Raw genomic sequence first — 16,230 nt, 5'->3', positions numbered from 1 at the left:
CCTGAATTATCCCAGGCAAGGTTTTATACCTGCAAATCAAAGTAGCCCTTATCTAAAATGTTTCTAAATTTTGCAATAAATGTTTCAGGATTATTCTGATAGTCAAAATCACCCAATATAGAAATTCCAGAAATCCCAGATTCTAACACTTGAGTAATGTTCTCCTTATTGACTCCACTAATAGCAACAATAGGATGCTCACAAAGAGATGCTACCTGCTCCAAAGCAGAGTAACTACCAAAATCCGAATCATCAGTAGCTCCCACACCACCAAGGCATAAAAAATCTATAGGCAATGTGTTGGCATTTAATACCTGATCGAGAGTATCGATGTGCCATCCTATGATTTTATCTTCTCCTAGTGTCTCTCGAGCTTCAATAATATCAAATTCAGATTGTTTCAAACATACACCAGAAGCATTAAGCTCCATAGCTAAGGAAACGGTATCAGTAATTAAAGGAATATTCCATGTTGTAGATATATCCCTTAACGATTTTCCAAACTCTATAAGATTTGGATAAGGTAAATTCTCCTCTTTAAGATGAATACAAGTAATTCCTGAACGAATACAAGAGGTAATGAAGTCGATATACGCTTTTTGCGAAGTATCTTTTTTATCTATAATAAGAATAAGCTTAAAAAAGTCCTCGTGCACAAACGTCCTCCGTAAATTATGAGGTAAGGTTCAGAAAGGCAGATAAAAACAAACATCCTGAAGGACACAGAACTGAAGTGCCTCTAACTCCCTTCAAAGATAATAATCAGAATTGGGTTCTAAGAATCTTTCTTAGCTAAACGACACATTTTTACGTGCTTATCACGTTTGTAAAATAGAAATTATAAATCAAGAAAATCCTCCTTCTTGTCAAGGATAAAAGACCCGAACAAAAAGAAGAAGTTAAAGAAACAAAAAGTGAAAAGAATACGGAGAGAGTGGGATTCGAACCCACGGTACGCGTTAACGCACACACGCTTTCCAAGCGTGCTCCTTAAGCCACTCGGACATCTCTCCATCAGGTGAATAAGGAATTTGTTATGAAAAACTTGCTTCGAAGATATCTTAAAATATCCATTTTTATCAACTACCCTATGATCAATACTGATCTAAAATATTCATTTAGCATATGCTTCATCTTTTATACTGTGTCCAGATATCAAATAAAAACTATTGGTATCAGAAGAATAATACTGCTGAACAATCCGAGAAGTTGAATAAAATTCCTACTCAATAGAATAATAGCTTCGTTTCGAAAACTTAAGCATGTTATGCGTAGTATTTTTCTTTTTTGTTCTTTTTTTTTCTTCTCGGCCTTAGCATACGGGGAACCCTCTGCAAAATCTGGTCGTGTCTTAGTAAGTATTGCTCCTTATAAGTTCTTGGTTGAACAGATTTCTGGTGATACCTGTGAGGTATCCGTAATTGTTTCTAAAAACTTTGATCCTCACACCTACGAACCTTCTCCGAGCCAATTGGAGAAATTTTTAAAAGCAGACCTTTGGTTCCGTATGGGAGAACCCTTTGAGGCCATCTGTAAAAAAGTTTTATCTTGTAAGCAAGTAGACCTTACGAAAAACATTACTATGATCTCTTTATCTGGCAAGGGATGTTCGCATAGATTTACATCTTACGATACTCACACCTGGCTTAGTCCAAAGAATCTACAAATTCAAGTAAAGGCAATCGTAAATGCCTTGGTTACACAATTTCCACAACACACACATCTCTACCAACGTAACGGAGAAAAACTCCTATCAACTCTTGATAGTTTGGATAAAGAAATTTCTCAAATCACCTCTAATGCACGACAAAGAAACATCCTAGTTTCCCACGGAGCGTTTGCATATTTCTGTAGAGACTATGATTTTTCACAGCACACTGTAGAGAGATCGCACCATTTAGACCCTTCTCCCAAGGATATTGTGAATATGGCGCAGACAATCCGAAATCATCACATCTCTTCTATCATATTATTACGCCATTCAGGGAAACGCAGCACTAATTTACTCGCGGAGAGATTCGGGTTACAGACCGTAACCATAGATCCCTATGAAGAACACGTTATTGATAACCTTAAAACAATAGCCACAACATTTGCGGGTTTATGACTGTACAGATGCTTATAGATCACCTTTCTTTTCGTTATGCAAAACGAGGTGGTTGGATCGTTAATGATATATCTTTAAAAATTTATCAAGGTGAGTTCATAGGAATCATTGGCCCAAATGGAGGTGGGAAAACCACTCTCACCCAACTTATGCTAGGTCTATTAAAACCCACACTAGGAACGATCCAAACTTTATCACAAGGAAACCTTTCCCCAGGAATTGGCTGGGTTCCTCAGCATTTTTCTTTCGATTTTTCTTTTCCAATTTCTGTTCAAGAAGTTGCTCTCCTCGGAAGATTATCCACTTTATCTTGGCATGGAAAATATAAAGAGGCTGATTATTTAGCTGTTGAAGAAGCTCTCAAGACTGTAGACCTCTGGCATCATAGGCATTCATGCTTTTCTCATTTATCCGGAGGTCAAATCCAACGTGTACTCCTTGCTAGAGCTCTGGCTTCCGATCCTCAGCTTCTTATTCTTGATGAACCGACAGCAAATATTGACCCAGAAAACCAACAACATATTTTAAAGATTCTGACAGCACTCAATAGAAACTGTACTATTATTATGATTACTCATGACCTACATCATGCTATTAACCATTTTAGTAAAGTACTTTACATGAACAAAACACTAACCACTCTTTCCGATACGATGGATATTCCCGAGAGATTTTGCTGTCCCTCAGATGAAAAAAGGGTTCGTTTATGACCTCGATATTTCATGTTCTTTTTCCATCTCTACTTTTCCCTGCCTTATTAGCTGCTTTAGGAGCATCTATTGCTGGAGGTGTAATTGGTACGTACACTGTAGTAAAACGTATTGTGTCTATTAGTGGCAGTATTTCACATTCTATTCTAGGAAGTATAGGAATTACTCTATGGTTACAGTATCGCTTTAACTGGCACTTTTCTCCAATGTATGGTGCGATTATAGGTGCGATTATCTTAGCTTTCTTCGTAGGGCAAATTCACTTAAAATACCAGGAACGTGAAGATGCATTGATTGCCATTCTATGGTCACTAGGAATGGCTATTGGAATTATTTTCATATCCCAATTACCAGACTTTAACTCAGCTCTTGTCAGCTTTTTATTTGGTAATATACTTTGGGTAACGAAACACGACATTTATGGTTTAGGGATACTAGACGCTATTATTCTAGGAACGGTTACCATTTGTCACACAAGATTTCTGGCGCTTTGCTTTGATGAAAAATACATGACATTGAGCAAACACTCGATAAATACGTGGTATTTTATACTACTTATCCTCATAGCTATGACAATTGTCATACTTGCTCATGTTATGGGGATTATACTCATGTTGAGTATGCTCGTGCTACCAGTATCCATTGCTTGCAGATTTTCCTATAAAATTACGAGAATCATGATGATCTCTACTTTGTTGAACATCGTATGTTCTTGGTTAGGAATTGCTCTATCTTATGTTCTAGACTTTCCTGTAGGTCCAACAATTGCCATTTTAATGGGGGGTATTTACTGTGTGAGCCTTTCTGTCAAAAGATGTTGTAAAATCTCCGTTCCTTCACCTGTAAGTCCGGAAAGCAAAACAAAATTATAGCCGGGGAATTTCTTACGAAAATGGCTAAGACGTTCTTCCCTTTCATCCGGAAGAAGATCGTCAATTTTGTTTAGAGCGATAATCATATCTTTTTTAGCGATATCTTCTTTGTAATAAAGAAGCTCATCCATAAGAATTTGAAGATCTTTCTCGGGGGTATTACGCTCTCTTCCAGATATATCTATGACAAATAGTAGTAAACGAGTTCGCTCAATATGCCTTAAGAAATCTAACCCTAAACCGCGGTTTTGATGAGCCCCTTCAATAATTCCAGGAATATCTGCAATAATCCATGGTTTTTGGTATAACTTACCTTCACAAGGAACTAAACCAAGTGCGGGTTGTAAGGTGGTGAATGGGTAGGCGCCTACTTTTACTTCTGTGCGAGCTAATGAATTAAACAAAGTAGATTTACCTGCATTCGGGAATCCTACTAGTCCAATATCAGCTATTAACTTTAATTCTAACTCTACCTGACGAATTTCACCTGGTTTTCCTGGAGTAGCCTTGGTGGGGGCACGGTTAGTAGACGTCTTGAAAAAGGTATTACCTTTGCCACCCTTACCACCACGACAAATAACTAAACGATCTCCATGTTGAGTAAAATCATAGAGAATCTCTTGAGTCTCTGCGTCACGTAATAAGGTGCCTTCTGGGACTTGCAAAACCAAATCTTTTCCATTTCTTCCAGTACGATTATTACTAGCTCCAGATTGACCGTCGGCAGCTTTTAGGAAACGAATATTTCTATAAGATTCGAATGAATAAATGTGTCTGACAGCTTCTATAACTATAGAACCACCGATACCACCGTTACCGCCATAAGGCCCACCTTTAGGGAGATATTTCTCTTTTCTCCAAGCAACAACACCATTGCCACCCTTACCTGCACGTAACTCTAAAGTAATTTGATCTAAAAACATGACGTACTCATCTTACTAAAAAAAAAGCTCTATTTCATGCCTGAGGCAAAAAACAGAGCTCTTTCGTTAAATACATATTCGGGAGGAAAACTTTATTCAGGCTGCACGGAAACGTAAGTACGATCCGTTTTTTTCATTACAACAATCCCATCCACTAAAGCAAATAGAGTATCATCACGCCCTCTACCAACATTAGCTGCAGGATGCCATTTGGTTCCTCTCTGTCTAACTAGAATGCTACCTGTGGAAACTCTTTGACCTGCACCCACTTTGATTCCAAGACGCTTTGACTCCGAATCGCGACCGTTGCGGCTCGCTCCCTGACCTTTCTTATGTGCCATATCTTCAAAACCCTTTAGTTTTCCACAAGCTTACTACATTACCAAATCAGAAATTCTCACTCTAAGATAGTTCTGACGGTGTCCGACTTTACGATGGTAATTTTTTCTTCGCTTATATTTGTAGGCAAAAACCTTCTCACCTCGGACCTGAGCAAGCAACTCACCTTTTACGCAAGCTGTGCTTACTACTGGCGCACCCACAAATGCTTTAGATCCGTCAAAAGCAAACAAAACTTCTTTGAAAGTAACTTCTTGTCCTTCGGAAACACCATCCAAAAGTTCGACATCAATAACATCGCCTTTTCGAACTTGATACTGCTTACTTCCGGTCTGAATTATCGCGTAAGGCTCCATTAATTCTTTCCTTATAATTCTCTTTTTGTGCTCGGGACTGTCACTAAAAATCGCACGTCCACGAATACTTTAGCAAACTAGCAGATTATAAAAAATATAAAGTCCCTGATTTTAGCTTTACAAAAAAAACTAAACACGTTGAATACTAAAAACGTATGGCCAGAGCCGGGATCGAACCGACGACACAAGGATCTTCAGTCCTCTGCTCTACCAGCTGAGCTATCTAGCCGTTTTGATAGGAGATCATAGAGAAATATTCGCTTTAAATCAATCAGATTTCTAAAGTATTGAACTTCTTACCTAATAGATTCACAAAATCCTTCATCTTCCTGTCATACTACCGACTTAATTATTATCCTAGGAGACATCCATAAACACCCAACTAAATATAAAAATTTTAACTTGCTGACCAGTTATGAAGACAAAAGATCGTATAGGCAGAATTACATTAATCTTATAGTATGTTTTTAATTTTGTTCTTCGGAACGTGTACTGACTGTTAGGAAATATCTTTGTTTGTTCTAAGAATGAAATCCTTAAAATAATCATATATTCAGGTATCAAAATGAATAAGGAGAAAGGGAATAATTCTTCCCTGCCTAATCCTCAATGGATTTACCGTGTAGGAATCGGCCAAGATAGCCATCGTTTTCTTCCCGAAAGTTCTGCTAAACCTTGTATCGTGGGTGGCGTTATTTTTGATAATTGTCCAGGATTCCAAGCGAATTCTGACGGAGATGTTGTTTTTCACGCTATTTGTAATGCAATTTCATCAATAACTCATAGAATTATCTTAGGGAATATTGCAGACGAACTCTTTCATACCCGAGGTATTACGGATAGTAGCATATACTTAGAAGAAGCAAAAAAATCCCTTAAACCCAATCAAAAAATTTCGCATGTTGCGATAACAATCGAAGGTAGTCGCCCGAAATTTTTACCTAGGTTGTCTGATATGCGCTACAGTATTGCTTCAGCTTTGGATATCTCCCCTGATTCTGTAGGAGTTACAGCCACCTCAGGAGAAGGTCTAAGTGATTTTGGCTGTGGAGATGGAGCGCAGTGCTTTTGTATTCTGACAGTAATGGAGTATTGTAATCAATAAACATCGACAAGGTAACGACGCTCTTCTTTCATAGTGGAGAGCGCATCCTTTCCTAGAATATCTTCAAGAGTTTTTTTAACTCCTACGCCAAGGTCTTTACTTCCACAAATAAAGAAATAGGCCCCCCCGTCATATAGCTCTGAGATAAGCTGTTCCTGCTCTCTAACGATATCTTGCACGTAAGTTTTCTTGTTTCCATCACGAGAGAATGCTGAAAACAATTGGAGCTTATTTTGCTCTTCTAATTTTTCCCAGAAGCTTCTGTAATAAAAATTCGCTTTTTCGAAACGTTCTCCAAAGAAAAGTACATTCCTTCCTGTATCATTATCATGTAGACGCTGCTGTAGAAACCCTTTGTATGGTGCAACGCCTGTTCCAGAACCTATCATAACAATAGGCTTCCCAACGGTCTTCTCACCAAGAGTAAAGTACTTTGTTGGTTGGACGAATACTGGACAACAAGATCCTTTTGCTAACTCATTACATAAAAAATAAGAACAAACTCCGTAGCGAGTATCAAACTTACCAGAATAAGACACAAGCCTAACCAATAGCTCAATTTTATCTTTCATAACAGAGGGAGAGGAGGCAATAGAATAAAAACGAGGCAACAAAGGAGAAGCTATTTGTACTAAATCCTTTAAAGGAATACGAGGCTTAAATTCTCTTATAGCATCATAAAAGGAGTAAGTATCATCCGTTTTAGGAAAATAAGATTTAAGTTTTGCAGGAAACTTATCAACATCAAGATAAGAAGTAAACAACTGTTCAGCAGTCAAGGGACAAGCACTGTGGCGGCTCTCCACCTGTTCCTGACTAGCATAACCCAGAGCATCTAATACATTATGAACGACATTTGGAGAATTTTGAGAAAATATACCCAAGGCATCTCCAACCTTATAAGACAGACCAGACTCTCCAGCATCAAACACAACTTGATAAACCGGATCAGTCTGGGCAGAATCAGAAAAATTGCAAGAAATGAGCTCGCGCGAAAACAAACGCACAGATCGAGCTTTAAACTTCTCTAATAAGTACATACCCGAATTCAAACAAAACTAGGCAGCCTTAATCTTAATATCGACCCCAGCAGGAAGTGCCAACATTTTCAGAGCATCAATCGTCTTACCTGTAGGATCGAGAATGTCCACAAGACGCTTGTGAGTACGAATTTCAAACTGTTCTCTAGACTTTTTATCTACGTGAGGCGAACGAAGCACTGTGTAAATTTCCCTCTTCGTAGGCAAAGGAATAGGTCCTACAACACGAGCACCTGTTCTTTTAGCAGTCTCAACAATATCTGCGGTTGACCGATCTAATTGTCCTTGATCGAATCCTTTCAGACGGATGCGAATTTTTTGTTTTTGCTGCTTCATATATCCCTTACTTCTTAACTATCTCTTCTTGAATTTTTGCAGGAACCTTAGCAAAGAAGGCTGGCTCCATTGTTGACGTAGCTCTTCCTGAAGTCAAAGACCGCAATGATGTTGTATACCCAAACATTTCGCTTAGAGGAACTTCTGCATTAACTTGCGCCATCCCTCGAGAAGATTCTTGTCCGAGAATCTTTCCTCTACGACGGTTCAAGTCACCTATAACATCTCCTAAATGATCTTCTGGAGTAGTTACAGCGATCTTCATAATTGGTTCTAAAATCACTGGCAAAGCCTTTCTACAAGCCTCTTTCACAGCCATAGAACCGCAAATCTTAAAGGCCATCTCACTAGAATCGACCTCATGGTAAGAACCGAAAACAATATTAACTTTAACATCGACTAATCCATATCCAGCCAAAACTCCAGTGCTCAGACCTTCTTCCACACCTTTGATAACTGCAGGGATGTACTCCTTAGGAATAACTCCCCCAACAATCTTACTGACAACCTCGTTACCCTTGCCAGGCTCATTAGGCTCAATCTCCAAACAAACATGAGCATACTGCCCACGACCACCGGACTGTTTAACGTACTTAGTTTCACTGTTACTAGGTTTAGTAATCGTCTCCTTATAGGAAACTTGTGGTTTACCCACATTAGCTTCCACTTTAAATTCTCGAATCATACGATCACGAAGAATATCTAAATGCAACTCCCCCATTCCTGAGATAATTGTCTGTCCAGTTTCTTCATTAGTAGAAACACGGAAAGTAGGATCTTCTTCAGATAGAGCGCTCAAAGCCTGCGCCAACTTTTCCCTATCACCTTTTGACTTAGGCTCAATAGCCATATCAATTACTGGCTCAGGAACTTCAATACGCTCTAAGACAATCTCTTGGCTGTCATCGCATAGAGTATCACCCGTTACAGAGTACTTAAGACCAACACACGCACCAATATCACCAACAGTGAACTCATCACGATCAGTTCTTTCATTAGCATGCATTTCCAACAAACGAGAGATGCGCTCCTTCTTATCTTTTGTAGAATTAAGAATAGCAGCGCCTTTTTTCAACGTACCGGAATAGATACGGATAAACGTAATTCGACCAACATAAGGATCGGTCATAATCTTGAACACCAAAGCAGCTAGGGGACCATCCTTCCTTGGAGCAAGAGATATCTCACTATCAGTTTTTAAACTTACCCCTTTAACTTCGCCTCGATCAAGAGGAGAAGGCAACCACTTCACAATAACATTCAGAAGCTGCTGAACACCCTTGTTCTTAAATGCGGTACCACACAAAACAGGATTAATCTTGTTCTCAATCACTCCCTTTCGCATCACAGCATGGATCTCATCCTCTGTAATAGAGTCAGGATCTTCTAAAACTTTCATCATGAAAGCTTCATTGCTTTCATCAACCGTTGCTAACTCTTCAAGGAGAGCCGCGCGCAACTCAGCGCAACGTTCTTTTAGCTCCTCGGGAATCTCTCTCTCTTCCCACTTAGCTCCTAAAGTTTCATCTAAGAAGTAAAGAGCTTTCTGAGAGATGAGATCAACCATGCCAACGAACTGACTTTCCGCTCCAATAGGACAATGAACTGCGATAGCATTAGCACCCAACTTCTCTCTCATGGACTCAACAGCTGCGAAGTAATCCGCACCCATACGATCCATTTTGTTAACAAAAGCAATTCTAGGAACGCCATACTTATTTGCCTGTCTCCAGACAGTTTCGGATTGAGGCTCCACTCCAGAAACAGCATCAAAAACCGCAACGGCGCCATCCAAAACACGGAGAGACCTTTCCACCTCAATGGTGAAATCAACGTGACCAGGAGTGTCGATAATATTAATTTTAGCTCCCAACCAAAAAACGGTAGTAGCAGCAGAGGTAATAGTAATCCCCCTCTCCTGCTCTTGCTCCATCCAGTCCATGGTTGCCCCGCCTTCATGAACTTCACCTATCTTGTGCGTCCTTCCAGCATAGTAAAGAATTCTTTCCGTAGTAGTCGTTTTACCTGCATCGATATGCGCCATAATACCGATGTTTCTGATTGCACTTAAATCGAATTCTTGGCTACTCATGAACTTTTTATGCCTCTTCCAAATCCTAAAAAATAAATATTATTACCACTTATAATGCGCAAACGCCTTGTTCGCTTCAGCCATACGATGAGTGTCTTCCCTTTTTTTGATCGTAGCGCCTTGTTTATTGAAACAATCCACGAGCTCCGCCGCCAACCCCTCTTCCATGGACTTGCCAGGCTTAGATCGGGCGTTTTTCACTATCCACTGCATAGCCAAGCAATTTCTTCTCTCTGCCGCAACTTCCACAGGAACCTGATAAGTAGCACCACCAACACGACGAGAACGCACTTCAAGCAAAGGCTTAGCATTTTCTAGAGCTTCTTCAAAAGCCTCTAAAACATTTTCGGCGCCAAGCTTTTTCGCAAAACGCTCTAAAGCGGAGTAAACAATTCTCCTAGCGACACTCTTCTTGCCATGCATCATAACTTTATTGATAAATCTCTCTAAGACCACGCTTCCATAGACAGGGTCTCCTGGAATTTGTTTCTTCTCAGCGGCATGCCGTCTTGACATATAAGTTAACCTCTAAATTCTAATTCCCAGACAAAAGAAGATGCCCTATTTAGGACGCTTTGCGCCGTATCTAGAACGGCTCTGCTTTCTATTCTTCACAGCAGCACAATCGAGTGCTCCACGAACAATATGATAACGCACCCCAGGGAGATCTTTTACCCTTCCTCCCTGAACTAATACGATACTATGTTCTTGTAAGTTATGCCCTTCTCCACCGATGTAAGCGATAACTTCCTGACCATTAGATAAACGAACCCAAGCAACTTTACGCAAAGCTGAGTTAGGCTTTTTAGGAGTTTTTGTCTTCACTTGCAGACACACCCCACGCCTTTGAGGGCATCTTTGCAAAGCTGGGGACTTTTTTCTAGGCGTACTAGATTGACGCTTTTTTCGTATTAATTGATTAATGGTTGGCATGTATCCTTCTCGATTCAACCTCACTACTATAAGGAGAAAAATATAGAGTAAGGTTCTCTTTGTTTGCAAGGGCTTATTTTTGAGTACAGACCTATATACTACCTCTCGGATTATCCCTATTCTTTTATCCAAACCATCCTTTCTCCTTCCGATGCCCGATACATAATGAGAAGACACAATAACCAAAGAAGCAAAGAACGATATTGAGGCCAGAGCAAAACATCTACAACCCAACCCAAAGTCTCTACTCAGGTAGCCTAGCCAACTATGATAAAAAAAATATTTACTTGAAAAAGATTGAATCCATGCAAACGGATCTAGAAAAGAAAGCTTACTTTACAGCATTCAACCATAGAAATTGGAACAAGAAAATTCTTACTAAGATATATAAATCAATAAAAAATAATCTTTCTATTTTTAAATGTTTTTCTAGATTTTTGATTTTGTTATAATGTTTGTTAATTTTTTAAATGACGCTCATGAGTATACAACTTTCTTTACAACCAAACGATTACGCGAGAGGACAACAACAAATACAAGCTTCGTCTCGTAGTGTTGCTATGATTGCAATGGCTGTAGTGTTTTTTGTGCTTGCGCTAATTTTGTCTTCATTAAGCCTGCTTCCTCAGACTGTTTTACCTTTTTCGGGGGCGTACTTTGTTATAGGTTCGTTCCTAGTCTTCATCGCAAGCGGCGTACTGTTGATCAATATCCTATACGATTTGAAGTATTATTTGATCAGTGGGAGTTCTTAACTACTTGATTAGATTTTTTTCTTGATAGAACTTGCTGATCACAAATAGTTTTTCTCTTTTCTATAAAATCTGAGCTCAAGCTTGGGCAACTTGTGTCGATCTTACAAATATCAGTGATCAACAGAGATATTTGTGATGACAATGGCATTCCGTCTTTTTGCGCTTATCCTTTGTTTCCTTCCCTACACTAATTTTGCTTCAGAGCTTCTTAAAGAAGAGGATGTACGCAAAACTGTGGATAAACTAATTGAGTATCATGTAGATGCTAAGGAAATCTCCGTGGACATTCTCCATAGATCTCTGGTCAGTTATTCAAGATCATTCGACTCCCATCAAGCATATCTTACAGAACAAGAGGTATCTCTATACGTAACATCTGGCGAAGTAAAGAAACGTTTGCTAAAGAACTACAAAATCAACAATTTTTCAGCTCATCAGAATCTAAATAAGCAGATCAAAGATAGTATTCATCGAGCAAGGTCTTGGAGATCTGAGTGGATTAAAGAACCAGAAAAGTTAATCGATGACGCTAAATCTCGGCCACTTATCAAAAAAACTTCTACCTGGGCTACTTCAATAACAGAACTTCAGGAGCGTCATTACTCCCTATTACTTTCATATATATCGGTGTATTTATCAGATGCTTCTGAAGATCGATACTTAGGGAAAGAGTCCGCTCTAGTAAATTTGTGTATAAGACAACTTGAAAACCATGAAGATCCTTACTTAGGTATCAATGATCATAAAAAAAATATGTCTCCGAATGAAGAAGCTCACCATTTCTATGTCCGAGTAATCAAATCCATGGCACATGGGTTAGATGCTCATACAGCCTACTTTAGTCAAGATGAAGCACTTGCCATGAAAATCCAATTAGAAAAAGGCATGTGCGGCATTGGCGTTGTTTTAAAAGAAGATATTGATGGCGTAATAGTGAAAGAGATCATTCCTGGAGGTCCCGCATTTAAAACCCGAGAGTTACAAGTAGGTGATATTATCTACAAAGTTAACGGGAACAGCATTGAGAACCTGTCCTTTAGAGGAGTATTGGATTGTTTAAGAGGAGATCAGGGGTCTGTAGTGGAATTATCCATACATCGAGCAAATCAAGATTACATCGTCAACCTATCCAGAGAAAAAATTCTATTAGAGGATCGTCGTGTAGATGTAACTTATGAAAGTTATGGAGATGGTATTATAGGTAAAATCACTCTATATTCTTTTTACGAAGGTGAAAATCAAATATCTAGTGAGCAAGATCTGCGTAAAGCTTTACAGAGTCTTCAAGATAAAAACCTCTTGGGTTTAGTTTTAGATATTCGTGAAAATACCGGAGGTTTCTTATCACAAGCAATTAAAGTATCGGGTTTATTTATGACTAATGGAGTTGTAGTCGTTTCTCGATATGGTGACGGCAGCATTAAACGTTACCGAACAATAGCTCCGAAAAAATTTTATGATGGCCCTCTTGTGATTTTAGTATCTAAAAGTTCAGCTTCTGCTGCTGAAATTGTTGCTCAAACTTTACAAGATTATGGGGTAGCTATTGTCACTGGAGATGAGCAGACTTATGGAAAGGGTACGATTCAACACCAAACAATTACTGGAGATCCTGATAACAAAGATTATTTTAAAGTAACAGTTGGTAGGTACTATTCTCCTTCGGGTAAGTCTACACAATTACAAGGGGTAAAATCAGATATTTTGGTGCCTACAAAATATGCGGAAGAAGAGTTAGGCGAACGTTATTTGGAACACCCTTTACCGTCTGATCACTGTGATAATGTTATAAAAGACAACCTGGAAGACATAGACTCTCACATGAGACCATGGTTTCAAAAATACTATCTTCCCAATTTACAAGCACAAGAAACAGAATGGAGAAGCATGCTCCCTGTACTTGCTGAAAATAGCAGATCCCGGGTACAAAAAAATAAGAATTATCAATTATTCCTGACTCACCTTAAAGATCCTAGTGAAGAAATTCGTCCTCATGGCAGTAACGATCTTCAAATGGAAGAATCTGTGAATATAGTGAAAGATATGATCTTACTAAAATCTAAAAAGGTATCTTATTGTGCTATTGGAGGCTAACACCTCCAATAGTAAGGAATTACTCAACTTTGTTCTACCTTTCCATCCGTGACGGAAGAGACGAATATTTTGTTAGAATGATTAAGTTCTCCGTCATCTATTAGGTCCTCTGTTACACTGAGAAGATTCTTGAATAAACCCCACTGTTCTGGGGTACATGCATCTTCCATGCATAAAGATGTAACCAATAACTTAACAAGTCCTATAACTGCAGGTATTAAGAATAGAAAGGCATTTTTGCCTAACTCGGCCTGTAGAACAAAAGTTAGTGCCAATCCTGATACAACCAACAGGATACCTAACACTATCATAGAAATCTGGAATCCTCGTGATTTAACGATCGGTGAAGAACGCATGGGGACGATAATATGAGATTTAACCCAAGATAATCCCGCATTGACTAAACCTAGCTGTACTTGGTCATTCTCCAAAGCTGTAGATACGTTGATACCTATAGCTTCTTGAATAGTTTCAGGAATTTGAATTTTAATTCCATTTGTCTGAGTAACCATGGCCAAATCCTCCTTTTTTTTGATTAACAGGAAGGAGACTTTATCGACCCAAATATTAAATTAAAATTTTAATTTTACTATTCCCAGCTAAGAGCAAGCACTAAATAAATGACACAAAAATCACAAATCTAACTCTGGCATTAACTTCGCATACAATTTATCGAACGCTTATTTTGTGAGTAAAAATAAAAAGGGCAGCCCTTTTCAGGTCTGCCCTTCTCACATTATTCTAAATTCACAATACAACAATTAGTAAACGTGAGTATTCTCCGTATCTGATACAGGTACAGTTAAAGCATCAGAAGAAAGAATAGCTTCTCCTCTACCGTCTCCAGGAGCTACTCCCTTCAACGTTACAGAAAATTCTACTGACTCCTTAGAACCTAATTTAGGGAGTGCATCAAATACAACGGTATTACCCGTAATTGTTCCCTTGGTAGGTCCCGAAGAAGAAATAGGTTGCAATTCTTTAGAGAATTTGAGGATTAGAGACACATTAGTATCCTCTGCAGATCCCCTATTCGTTACACAAATACGGTACACCGTATTTTCTCCAACACAGATAGGATCGTTAGTATCGATCACGCACATATGAGTTGCTGCAAGTCCTTTCCAATAGGTTGTGACTTCTGCACAAGATGTACAGGTTCCACAATCTGAATTGGTTCTTACGCTGACTTGATTAGTAAACTTACCTGGGCTTTGCGCTCTTGCCACTACTTTAAACTGAAGACTTTCTCCAGGAGACAATTCTTTAATGCACCAAGCTACTTTATTGCAGCATACCTCTCCTCCAGGGGCTTGAACAACTGAAGTTCCCGAAGAAAGAATGTCTTCGACAACAACATCATAAAGAGTAAGATCACCTGGATTAGAAACAGAAATAGTATATTCTACAGGTTTACACACATAGGACGTATCTGCGCCAGAAATATTTACCTGTACACAAGGTTCGTTGACTACAGTAGTTACGTCAGCAGAGCATTTGTGCCCACCACAATAACTCACTGTAGCTGTATTGGTTACTCTTCCTCTTTTCCCTGCACAGAATTCTACAGTACAAACTTTTGTTTCTCCCGGCTGCATATCTCCCAAATTAAAAGTGAGAACACGTTTCCCGGAAGCATGAGAAAAACCATCTGGTACAGGGTTATCTACTACAACCCCTCGGGCAACTGCAGATCCTGTATTAGATACCTCGATCTTGTAGCGAACTGGACAACGTAAACATGCGCATTCAGGCCCTTGTTGTTTAATACAAATAGCCGGTTGTCCACATTTGGTATAAGAGCGAAGTTCTGGACAAGCACAAACGGTAGCTGCAGTAAAACAACAACCTTCCTTAAGAGGCTTTACCCAAACAGTAATTTTGTATCGTTCTCCCTGACATAGACGGTCAATCTTCCAAATAAGCTTGCCATCTGTAGTAGGTTTAGTTTCTGGATCACTACTCACAAACTCAACTTCACAAGGCAACTGTTGTGTAATTGTTACATCCACACAATCTTTTTTACCAGTTGCTAGAATTTCAATTGGATAAGGGGATCCTACAGTAGCATATTCAGGAACTGCCTGACTTATCTCGACATTACAGTCATCACTTACTTTGACTGCATACATTCTACCGTAGCAGGACTCATTTTGTGGTTTTACGGAATCACACTTACCCTCATCACAAGGGAAAAATTCCTTATTACAACAAGATTCTTTATTTTTCTTTTCCAAATTAGTATTCTTGTTGCGTCCTAATTTGGGTTTTCTGTGTGCTACGTTTAAAACGTTAGCATCAGCTACGAACCTCGTCGCTAGAGAGTCTGCCATAGCAGCGGTCTCTATCTCCCCGCTGGCAAATGAACTGGCCATACTAGTTAGCGCAAGGACCGTAACTACTCGTTTAATGAGTTTGGACATAGGGTTCTCCTAATCGCATGTGTTATTTTTTCTTCTGCCATTGGGTAGAAATTTTAAAAACTTTTACCCTAAACATATCTGGGATGAATATCACAAAGACAGCTAGCAAGAAATCATGCTCCTTTCTAGCTATCTTTTTTAATTA

Annotated in this window: 17 protein-coding genes and 2 tRNA genes; 6 read left to right on the top strand and 13 right to left on the bottom strand. The window is 39.1% G+C overall.

The genetic code is table 11. The features are described from left to right. Window positions 1-23 precede the first annotated feature (23 nt). Together H359_RS01325 and H359_RS01320 are read right to left on the bottom strand one after the other, a co-directional pair. Complete coding sequence (locus tag H359_RS01325) at window positions 24-656, bottom strand: thiamine phosphate synthase (protein WP_020370923.1); 633 nt, start codon at window positions 654-656, stop codon at window positions 24-26. Between the two features lie 270 nt (window positions 657-926). Further along, a tRNA-Ser gene (locus H359_RS01320) sits at window positions 927-1,013 on the bottom strand. Window positions 1,014-1,267: 254 nt separating this feature from the next. Between H359_RS01320 and H359_RS01315 the strand changes: the two genes are divergently transcribed. The 3 genes from H359_RS01315 to H359_RS05060 are packed head-to-tail and all read left to right on the top strand — an operon-like array spanning window position 1,268 to window position 3,689. Further along, complete coding sequence (locus tag H359_RS01315) at window positions 1,268-2,107, top strand: metal ABC transporter solute-binding protein, Zn/Mn family (protein ID WP_020370922.1); 840 nt, start codon at window positions 1,268-1,270, stop codon at window positions 2,105-2,107. After that, window positions 2,104-2,817 carry a metal ABC transporter ATP-binding protein gene (locus H359_RS01310; RefSeq protein ID WP_020370921.1) on the top strand — a complete coding sequence of 238 codons (714 nt, stop codon included), beginning with the start codon at window positions 2,104-2,106 and terminating at the stop codon, window positions 2,815-2,817. The genes H359_RS01315 and H359_RS01310 overlap by 4 nt, the downstream gene beginning before the upstream one ends. Further along, a complete protein-coding gene (locus H359_RS05060) occupies window positions 2,814-3,689 on the top strand; it encodes a metal ABC transporter permease (protein ID WP_081031120.1) in 876 nt (291 codons plus the stop codon). The genes H359_RS01310 and H359_RS05060 overlap by 4 nt, the downstream gene beginning before the upstream one ends. Here the strand turns inward: H359_RS05060 and obgE are convergent. The 4 genes from obgE to H359_RS01290 form a co-directional block, all read right to left on the bottom strand. Next, window positions 3,605-4,612, bottom strand: coding sequence for a GTPase ObgE (gene obgE / locus H359_RS01305; RefSeq protein WP_020370920.1), 1,008 nt, complete (start codon window positions 4,610-4,612; stop codon window positions 3,605-3,607). The two genes, H359_RS05060 and obgE, sit on opposite strands and share 85 nt — an antisense overlap. Before the next feature lie 92 nt (window positions 4,613-4,704). After that, a complete protein-coding gene (gene rpmA, locus H359_RS01300; protein ID WP_021119539.1) occupies window positions 4,705-4,953 on the bottom strand; it encodes a 50S ribosomal protein L27 in 249 nt (82 codons plus the stop codon). A gap of 33 nt (window positions 4,954-4,986) precedes the next feature. Next, complete coding sequence (rplU, locus tag H359_RS01295; RefSeq protein WP_020370918.1) at window positions 4,987-5,307, bottom strand: 50S ribosomal protein L21; 321 nt, start codon at window positions 5,305-5,307, stop codon at window positions 4,987-4,989. 156 nt (window positions 5,308-5,463) lie between these two features. Further along, window positions 5,464-5,536 (bottom strand) — tRNA-Phe (locus H359_RS01290). Between the two features lie 336 nt (window positions 5,537-5,872). On the opposite strand from H359_RS01290, the gene ispF reads away from it, so the two are divergent. Further along, entirely contained in the window at window positions 5,873-6,412 is a 540-nt protein-coding gene (ispF, locus tag H359_RS01285; protein ID WP_020370917.1) for a 2-C-methyl-D-erythritol 2,4-cyclodiphosphate synthase, read from the top strand. Here the strand turns inward: ispF and H359_RS01280 are convergent. Genes H359_RS01280 through rpsL form a run of 5 tightly spaced genes read right to left on the bottom strand, consistent with a single transcriptional unit; the run spans window position 6,406 to window position 10,813 of the window. Then, the gene (locus tag H359_RS01280; protein ID WP_020370916.1) at window positions 6,406-7,452 is read right to left on the bottom strand and encodes a ferredoxin reductase domain-containing protein; all 1,047 of its coding nucleotides are present in this window, start codon (window positions 7,450-7,452) and stop codon (window positions 6,406-6,408) included. The genes ispF and H359_RS01280 overlap by 7 nt on opposite strands. Before the next feature lie 18 nt (window positions 7,453-7,470). Continuing rightward, on the bottom strand, window positions 7,471-7,788 hold the full coding sequence (rpsJ, locus tag H359_RS01275; RefSeq protein WP_020370915.1) for a 30S ribosomal protein S10: 318 nt from the start codon (window positions 7,786-7,788) through the stop codon (window positions 7,471-7,473). Between the two features lie 7 nt (window positions 7,789-7,795). Next, window positions 7,796-9,880, bottom strand: coding sequence for an elongation factor G (gene fusA, locus H359_RS01270; protein WP_035392288.1), 2,085 nt, complete (start codon window positions 9,878-9,880; stop codon window positions 7,796-7,798). A gap of 42 nt (window positions 9,881-9,922) precedes the next feature. After that, window positions 9,923-10,396 (bottom strand): 30S ribosomal protein S7, encoded by a 474-nt coding sequence (rpsG, locus tag H359_RS01265; protein ID WP_020370912.1) that lies wholly within the window; start codon window positions 10,394-10,396, stop codon window positions 9,923-9,925. A gap of 45 nt (window positions 10,397-10,441) precedes the next feature. Beyond that, window positions 10,442-10,813 (bottom strand): 30S ribosomal protein S12, encoded by a 372-nt coding sequence (gene rpsL, locus H359_RS01260; protein WP_020370911.1) that lies wholly within the window; start codon window positions 10,811-10,813, stop codon window positions 10,442-10,444. A gap of 470 nt (window positions 10,814-11,283) precedes the next feature. On the opposite strand from rpsL, the gene H359_RS01255 reads away from it, so the two are divergent. Together H359_RS01255 and tsp are read left to right on the top strand one after the other, a co-directional pair. Further along, on the top strand, window positions 11,284-11,568 hold the full coding sequence (locus H359_RS01255) for a hypothetical protein (protein WP_407918987.1): 285 nt from the start codon (window positions 11,284-11,286) through the stop codon (window positions 11,566-11,568). A gap of 135 nt (window positions 11,569-11,703) precedes the next feature. Next, on the top strand, window positions 11,704-13,662 hold the full coding sequence (gene tsp, locus H359_RS01250; protein ID WP_020370909.1) for a tail-specific protease Tsp: 1,959 nt from the start codon (window positions 11,704-11,706) through the stop codon (window positions 13,660-13,662). 23 nt (window positions 13,663-13,685) lie between these two features. Here the strand turns inward: tsp and H359_RS01245 are convergent, their stop codons facing one another. Further along, window positions 13,686-14,174: a cysteine-rich outer membrane protein gene (locus H359_RS01245; protein ID WP_020370908.1), complete on the bottom strand. Its 489-nt coding sequence runs from the start codon at window positions 14,172-14,174 to the stop codon at window positions 13,686-13,688. A 249-nt stretch (window positions 14,175-14,423) separates the two neighbouring features. Continuing rightward, the gene (gene omcB, locus H359_RS01240) at window positions 14,424-16,085 is read right to left on the bottom strand and encodes an outer membrane complex protein OmcB (protein WP_020370907.1); all 1,662 of its coding nucleotides are present in this window, start codon (window positions 16,083-16,085) and stop codon (window positions 14,424-14,426) included. Window positions 16,086-16,230: the final 145 nt, after the last annotated feature.

The organism is Chlamydia ibidis 10-1398/6, assembly GCF_000454725.1.
GTDB classification, from domain to species: domain Bacteria; phylum Chlamydiota; class Chlamydiia; order Chlamydiales; family Chlamydiaceae; genus Chlamydia; species Chlamydia ibidis.
The sequence above is the reverse complement of the archived record's forward strand: the minus strand, read 5'-3'. Positions and strand labels throughout refer to the sequence as shown.